General features: G+C 48.9%; 9 protein-coding genes. 5 read left to right on the top strand and 4 right to left on the bottom strand.

Going from position 1 to position 6,608, the window contains the following annotated elements; all coding sequences use genetic code 11:
• The coding region (locus HY879_09130; protein MBI5603508.1) for a P1 family peptidase at window positions 1-373 on the top strand (373 nt) is incomplete at its 5' end.
• Between the two features lie 131 nt (window positions 374-504).
• Here the strand turns inward: HY879_09130 and HY879_09125 are convergent.
• From HY879_09125 to HY879_09110, 4 genes are all read right to left on the bottom strand, one after another.
• Entirely contained in the window at window positions 505-1,119 is a 615-nt protein-coding gene (locus HY879_09125; GenBank protein MBI5603507.1) for a dihydrofolate reductase family protein, read from the bottom strand.
• Between the two features lie 200 nt (window positions 1,120-1,319).
• Complete coding sequence (locus tag HY879_09120) at window positions 1,320-2,330, bottom strand: pyruvate dehydrogenase (GenBank protein ID MBI5603506.1); 1,011 nt, start codon at window positions 2,328-2,330, stop codon at window positions 1,320-1,322.
• Window positions 2,327-3,355 (bottom strand): thiamine pyrophosphate-dependent dehydrogenase E1 component subunit alpha, encoded by a 1,029-nt coding sequence (locus tag HY879_09115; GenBank protein MBI5603505.1) that lies wholly within the window; start codon window positions 3,353-3,355, stop codon window positions 2,327-2,329. Before HY879_09115 ends, HY879_09120 begins: the two co-directional genes overlap by 4 nt.
• Window positions 3,356-3,468: 113 nt before the next feature.
• Window positions 3,469-3,708: a PspC domain-containing protein gene (locus HY879_09110; protein ID MBI5603504.1), complete on the bottom strand. Its 240-nt coding sequence runs from the start codon at window positions 3,706-3,708 to the stop codon at window positions 3,469-3,471.
• A 449-nt stretch (window positions 3,709-4,157) separates the two neighbouring features.
• Between HY879_09110 and HY879_09105 the strand changes: the two genes are divergently transcribed.
• From HY879_09105 to HY879_09090, 4 genes are all read left to right on the top strand, one after another.
• Window positions 4,158-4,373: a hypothetical protein gene (locus tag HY879_09105; protein ID MBI5603503.1), complete on the top strand. Its 216-nt coding sequence runs from the start codon at window positions 4,158-4,160 to the stop codon at window positions 4,371-4,373.
• 355 nt (window positions 4,374-4,728) lie between these two features.
• Window positions 4,729-5,445, top strand: a complete 717-nt coding sequence (locus HY879_09100; GenBank protein ID MBI5603502.1) for a hypothetical protein — start codon at window positions 4,729-4,731, stop codon at window positions 5,443-5,445.
• Window positions 5,446-5,578: 133 nt separating this feature from the next.
• Window positions 5,579-5,782: a hypothetical protein gene (locus tag HY879_09095; GenBank protein ID MBI5603501.1), complete on the top strand. Its 204-nt coding sequence runs from the start codon at window positions 5,579-5,581 to the stop codon at window positions 5,780-5,782.
• A partial coding sequence (locus HY879_09090) for a hypothetical protein (protein ID MBI5603500.1) occupies window positions 5,783-6,608 on the top strand: 826 nt, incomplete at its 3' end.

Raw genomic sequence — 6,608 nt, 5'->3', positions numbered from 1 at the left:
AAGATCGGTCAGGCTGCCCGATAGGCCCATAGCCCATCCGGCGACCAATACGACCATCGGGGTCATCGCCACCGATGCGGTCCTCACCAAGGCCCAGGCCCAGAAGGTAGCCCAGATGGCCCAGGACGGATTGGCCAGGGCTATACGTCCGGCCCACACCATGTTTGATGGGGACACCCTATTCTGCCTGGCATCCAACCAGGTGGTCCTGCCCGACACTCCCGGCTTTTTTGCCGCACCCCAGGCCCAGGCGTTGAATGAACTCGGACGGGCCGCGGCCGACTGTCTGACCAGGGCCATTATTAGAGGGATCTTCGAGGCCACCAGCCTGGGGACCATGACGGCCTTTAGAGATTTAGAGCCGTTAGAGTGAATTTAGAATGATCGATTTTTAGTCATATTCAGACCCACCCCCTGGACATCGAAGAAATTATAAAACATCTTTCCGAAGTTTGGGATCTCCTCCCTTAATGGTTTAATTAGGGTGGTTGGGGCATCGGGTCTTCAATCGAGCCCGAACGAACCGGTTTTGAGAGCTCCTCCGCGACGGTAGACGTTGACCACGACGCCTTTGCTCGTAGTGCCGGACTTAATGAGTGTCAGGGTTGTCGGTACCGCGCCGGCGCCGAAGAGCCGCTTCCCGGTGCCGAGGATCACCGGAAAGATCAACAGTCGGTATCCGTCAATGAGGTCGTTCTGGATGAGGGTTTGAGCCAGTCCGCCGCTCCCATGAACCTGTACCTCGCCTGAAAAACGCTTTTTGAGATCGGCGATTTCTTTCGTCACGTCTTGTACGGGCGAAGCTCCCTTCCAGTTAAAGATGGTTTGACTGCGGGAAGCTACAAATTTTGGCAGCGAATTGAGTTTGCCGGCAATTACGTCGTCGGGATCCGTGACCCTCGGCCAATAGTCGGCGAAGATGTCATAGGTCGTCCGCCCGAGAAGGAAGGCCCCGGCCTTGGAGAATATCTCGACCATGATCTTCCCCATGTCTGCGTCGAAATGGGGAACGAGCCAGCCGCCGTAAGGGAAATCCCCGCTCCTGTCTTCGTCCGGACCGCCGGGGGCCTGCATGACCCCATCGATGGTAAGGAATGTCGTTATCGTCAGCTCTCCCATATTTTTCTCCTTTGTTGTCTACCCAGTTTATTTTATCTCATTAGTTATTCCAATATCCTGATATTTCTTATCAGCCATCGTATGCCTCCATCGGTAGGGGATTTAATGGAGAGTTCTACCGGAGGCGGGCGTCCTTTCCCGCTGTCGCCCGCAGCGCCTTTTGGGGAGCTTTTCATCACGCGTCTTCGTGGTTTTGACAATCACTGCATCAACTGCCTGACGCTGTGGCAGATACGCTGTTTGTTGGGGAGAGTCAGATCTTCAAGATGACGGGCGTAAGGGATGGTCGTCCGGGTGCAGACGCGGGCGTACTTGCAGGATATGCCTGCCTCCAATACGACCGCTGATAATTCACCTGAAAGACCAAAGCCCTCATAATCTTCGTCAACCACAAGTAGATGCCCGGTCTGGGCGACCGCTTCGCAGAGTGTCGTTTTATCAACTGGAGAGACGGTTCGCAAGTCCAGCACCCCTGCGGAAATCCCTTCCGACTCAAGGGCTTGCGCCGCTTCTAAAGCGCGATGGACGTCCACGCCCACACTGACGATGGTCACGTCACCCCCATCCCGGCGGAGGACAGCTTTACCGATGGGAAGAGGTTCCCACTTTTTAGGGACGGCGCCTTTCCCCCCCTCGGCGGGGACCTCAAACCGCACCGAGGGTCGCCCTCCAGCGCCAAGAAAATCCAGCCAAGTTTCTGATAGAAGTTTATGCTCCAGGAAGATAACCGGCCCCTCGTGCCGGAGAGCGGCCAGCATCAGGCCACCCGCGTCGGCCGGTGTAGAGGGAACTATCACGGTCAGTCCCGGGATGTGGGCCAGCCAACCCCACAAAGACTGTTCGTGCTGCCCGCCGTCGCCGTAACCGCCGCCACAAGGCGCGCGGACCACAACGGGCGCATTCCATCGGCCGCCTGAGAAGGTTTCTACTTTGGCGGCATGGTTGAGCAGGGCATCCATGCACACTCCTAAGAAATCCACCATATACAATTCGACCACCGGGCGACACCCGGCCATTGCGGCGGCTACGCCGGCTCCCAGAAAGGCGCTTTCGCTGATGGGGGTACCTCGCACGCGTCCGGGGCCGAATTGCACAAGCAGGCTCCTTCGCAGCAAGGGGGTGTCTTCCCCGAAAAGAATAATGCGCGGGTCATCTGCCATGGCTTGGGCAAGCGCGTCATCAACAGCCTGGGTGAAAAACAGGGTTCTCATATCGGTCCCTCCGCTAAGGCGGATGCCAGCACGTTGCTTATCTCTTTCTCAACCCGGTTTTCCAGTTCTTGCAGGCGTACCGGGTCCGACTGCAAGGCTGTGTTCGTGTGACGGACCGGGTCATTGGCCGAATCCCGACGTGGATCGCGTAAGGTCGAAAGCACCGAGCCAAGCACTGTTTTCACCGCGGCCAGGCGTTCGCGCAAAGGTGCCCCGCCGGGAGCCAAGAAAGACTGTGTGAGCCGAAGGGCAATTCCAGGCATTTCTCTGAGCGGATGGCGCACGATCCTTATCATTTGAAACCCCAGGAAGTGGCCTTCAAAATGAACGCATCGGGCATGCAGGAAGGTCGGCCCCAGACCGGAACGGGCGCGTTCAATTGCCGTCTGGGCGGCCTCCCACACCCCGGATACATCGCGACCGTCCACTTCAACAGCGGGAATCCCGAACCCGCGGGCTCGTTCGTTCAAATCCCCACCAGTCACCCCTTCAGATCGAGTGGTTACGGACCAGCCGTCATCCTTGCAGACAAACAGCACGGGCAGCGTCCAAGCCGATGATAGATTCATCGATTCCATCAACATGCCTTGGTTCATCGCCCCTTCCCCGAAAAACGCGACGGCGATCGACCCCGGGTGCAGGTATTGCGCCGATAATCCAAAGCCGGCTGCGGTTGGTCCTTCCGCACCGACAATCCCTGAAGAAACGGCTATGTGCTCCTTAGAGAACAGGTGCATATGCCCCCCCCTGCCGCCGCATAAGCCCTCTGGATGGCCAAGCAATTCGCGCAGAATAAGAACAGGGTCTACGCCGCGCATGAGTAAAGCCGCAGTGCCGCGGTGGTCCAAAGACAGGGCATCGCCTTCACGTAATTGAGTAACGATGCCTGCAATAATCCCTTCTTCACCCGTCCCAAGATGCATCTCACCCGAGATCAAACCGTCGTGCCAGAGCTTTGCAATGGCTTCTTCGAACAAACGACTTTTAAGCATATGTGCATATAGTGTCCATAAATCGGGGGGCATAATAATCTCCGAGAATTTGTCAAAGGCCTAATGCCGTTGCTGTCTGGCGTTAGGGCAAAAGCCAAAATAGATTCCGGAACATCGGTTCCCAGAACATTGGACGGCACGAGCCATCAAGGAGTTATCCCCCCCTGTTCCTCTTGTTTTGCCTTTGGCACGAAGATCCAAAGCAGGAGGTAAATAAGGATTCCCGTACCGAAAAAGAAACTAACCAGGCAGAAGAGCAGCCTCCAGGTCCACGACGGCAGAGGGGTCACCTTTCCCAACCCGCCGCAGACCCCGCCAATCCACTTATCCTCCTGCGATTTTGTCAACTGGTGGAGCCAGTTCTGTTCTTCCATAGTATCCCCCATTGCTGCCGCTTAAGTGAGGCCGGCCGGAACTGCGAATTGACAGGCCGCGTCGCATTGACGCCACGGTCGGCGCTGATCTATTATTGAACTGTTCTCTGAATGATAAAAGGATATTTCAGCGCAGTCAATAAAAGAAAATGGATTGACATAACCGCGCCCTATCAACCTTGAACCTTAAACCTATTTCCTAATGCTCCCCTTTGGGCTTTGAACCTTGAGCTTCTTTCCCGTTTCGCCGAACTCCGAACTCTTAAATCCGAACGCCTTTTCCCCCACCCCCCTATGAGCTTTGAGCATGTTTTCGGTTTTTCCCCTTGACAAATTAACCGGTTATATGAAAAACTTCCATCAATCTTAGTTTTACAAACCACCACCTTTAAGATCTTTTTTATGGTAATATAATTAAAGGATTTCAATACAAACATCTTCTGGTTCCCCTGGATGCCGTTTTGGAACCCGATGGAACCGGTTTTATTGCCCGAACTACGGAAATTCCTTTATATGGCCATGGGAATAATCCCGAAGACGCCGTAGAAATGCTTAAGCGCGAAATTGAATCCCTCTATGAGGATTTGATGGAAGATGACGAATTTAGCGAAGAATGGCTCAACATCAAACGGTTTCTAATGGAAAGGAAGGAAACCGATTTCTCCCAAAACCTATAAATCAATGGCCAGGCAGCTCAAACTAACGGTGGAACGATTCGACAGTTTATTGGAATGCACGCTCAACAAGCAGGACTATGAAGAAATATTGAAGAGTATTATCGTTTAATCAAAAAATGTTAAATTTGAGTGGGGGCATTCGCTAAGCACGCTCAGCACGAACGTCCCCTTGGTCCGTCCCCTTGGTCGTCTTTATTTCAAATCACCTAACGATCAATGAAGAAAAAAAGAATTGGTTTAAGACAGAAATTATCAAAATGGTTGCTACCTTAAAAAAAGAAAAAAAGTTTGATTTGCGTTTTGTTAACGATGAGCAGGTTTTAAAAAAATGCAATTATAATAATTTAAGTTTCATATGAATATTGATCAAAAATTAAAAGATCTCAAGGCTCGCACAAAGAAACTTGATGAGCCCTTCAAACCCTTTAAAGGAGAAAAACTTTCCAATCAATATGTGGCTTTTGTCGATATCTTAGGCTTTGGACGAGAAGTCAATGAAAATTTTTGTAATTTATTAGAAAATTATGAAAAGATGCTCGATTTTATAAGAATCCCCCAATCAATAAGTCTTAATGTTACGGTTAAAGTTTTTTCTGACTCTTTTATTATTTCATCAAGAAATATTCACCAGTTATCTGAAGTCGTAAAGGGATTACATATGATGACCCTTGCCAACGATTTTCTAATAAGAGGAGGAATTGGGTTTGGTAGTCATATAGAGGTTCAAAAAGAAACTGATTTATATGTAGTGAGTCAGGCATTAAATAGAGCCGTAGAAGTTGAAAAAGAAATTAAAATGCCGTGTGTTGCCTTGCATGAAAGTGTTGAAATTCCAGATGAATGGTGGAATCCCGATGTATCTCCTTTCATGCGAAAAATTTTATATTTTGACGGTATTCGTTTAATATCACCTTTTAATGTTTTTTGGGGGACTACAGCGCGATTAAGGGTGGCCTCGATGTCTAAAAAATATCCTGAACATCGCGATAAATATGATTGGTTTTTAAAACTCTATGAAGCGGTTATTAGCGGCGATCCACTCATACCACCTGCCCAAATTGAGGGCGCATAGTAACCCTTTCCATAAAGTGTAAAGTGAAGTGGAAACTCCTTACGGAACATTAGTCCATAGAAGTTTACATTGGCACATACTCCTTTAATTGATAAAATTTAATCCCTATCGGCATACGTTCGGAAAAATATCTATGAAGATTAGAAAGTTATTGCAGATTTTAGCTCTCGTCTTTGTAGCAGGGGCCAAATGCCAAGCATCAGAGGAAACGCCCAAATTCAAAAAGTCAACCATGCGGGTTTATAGAGATTGGAGCGCTTTCATAAAACAGTTGGCACTCAATTTGGAATTTGCCGGTAGGAATTTCCAATGGCAAATGCTTTCATTGAAAAATTAAATGCCTCGATTGATACCAAGCCAACTTGTTACCATAATTGACAAAATGTTCCCCGGCCAAGAACAGAAGACCAGACCTTTCACCATTGGAATTGATCGGGTCAATCAATTAGCTGCAATCGTAGAGATGGCGGATAAAATCCCCGATGAATTAATTACCATTGAAGGAGAAGATTATGGTAATTTTCTTCTAAGTCTCGCAGCGATAAGATCTGCAGTTAGTACTTGGCAATCTTATGGGCACGGACCTGACCTCCATTCAATTTCCGGATTACCGAATCTAAACCCTGTCATTGTTTTTAGAAATTGTCTTTCGCTTTGCCCTGATGATTTTCCCACCAAGGGGACTACCGAATTAATGTTCATTACTGATCCACAGTTTAGAGAAATTTTAAGAATTGACATTAGCTCAGCTAACAAGGCATTTATCAATGGGGAATGGAAAGCCGCTACTGTATTGGCTGGCTCGATTGCAGAGGCCCTACTTCTTTGGATATTACAACCGATCGCAGATAAAAATCCAGAGATAATAGAAGAATCTCTCGTTCGGCTATTGAAAGAAGGAAAAATCAAAAGGAAGCCTCGAGGCAAACCTGAAGATTGGAACCTACATCCCCTAATCGAAGTTTCAAGAAATCTTGATCTGATAAAAGAAAATACTTCGATACAGGCGAGATTAGCGAAGGATTTTAGAAATCTGATCCACCCGGGGGTATCTGTCCGTAAAAATCAAGCTTGTAGCCGGGCCACAGCCTTATCAGCATTAGCAGCTTTAGAGTTAATTTTAGAAAATATAAGCTTTGAAGATAAAAAATTAGAAGTTGTTT

It is taken from the genome of Deltaproteobacteria bacterium, from assembly GCA_016219225.1.
GTDB lineage: Bacteria > Desulfobacterota > RBG-13-43-22 > RBG-13-43-22 > RBG-13-43-22 > RBG-13-43-22.
The sequence above is the reverse complement of the archived record's forward strand: the minus strand, read 5'-3'. Positions and strand labels throughout refer to the sequence as shown.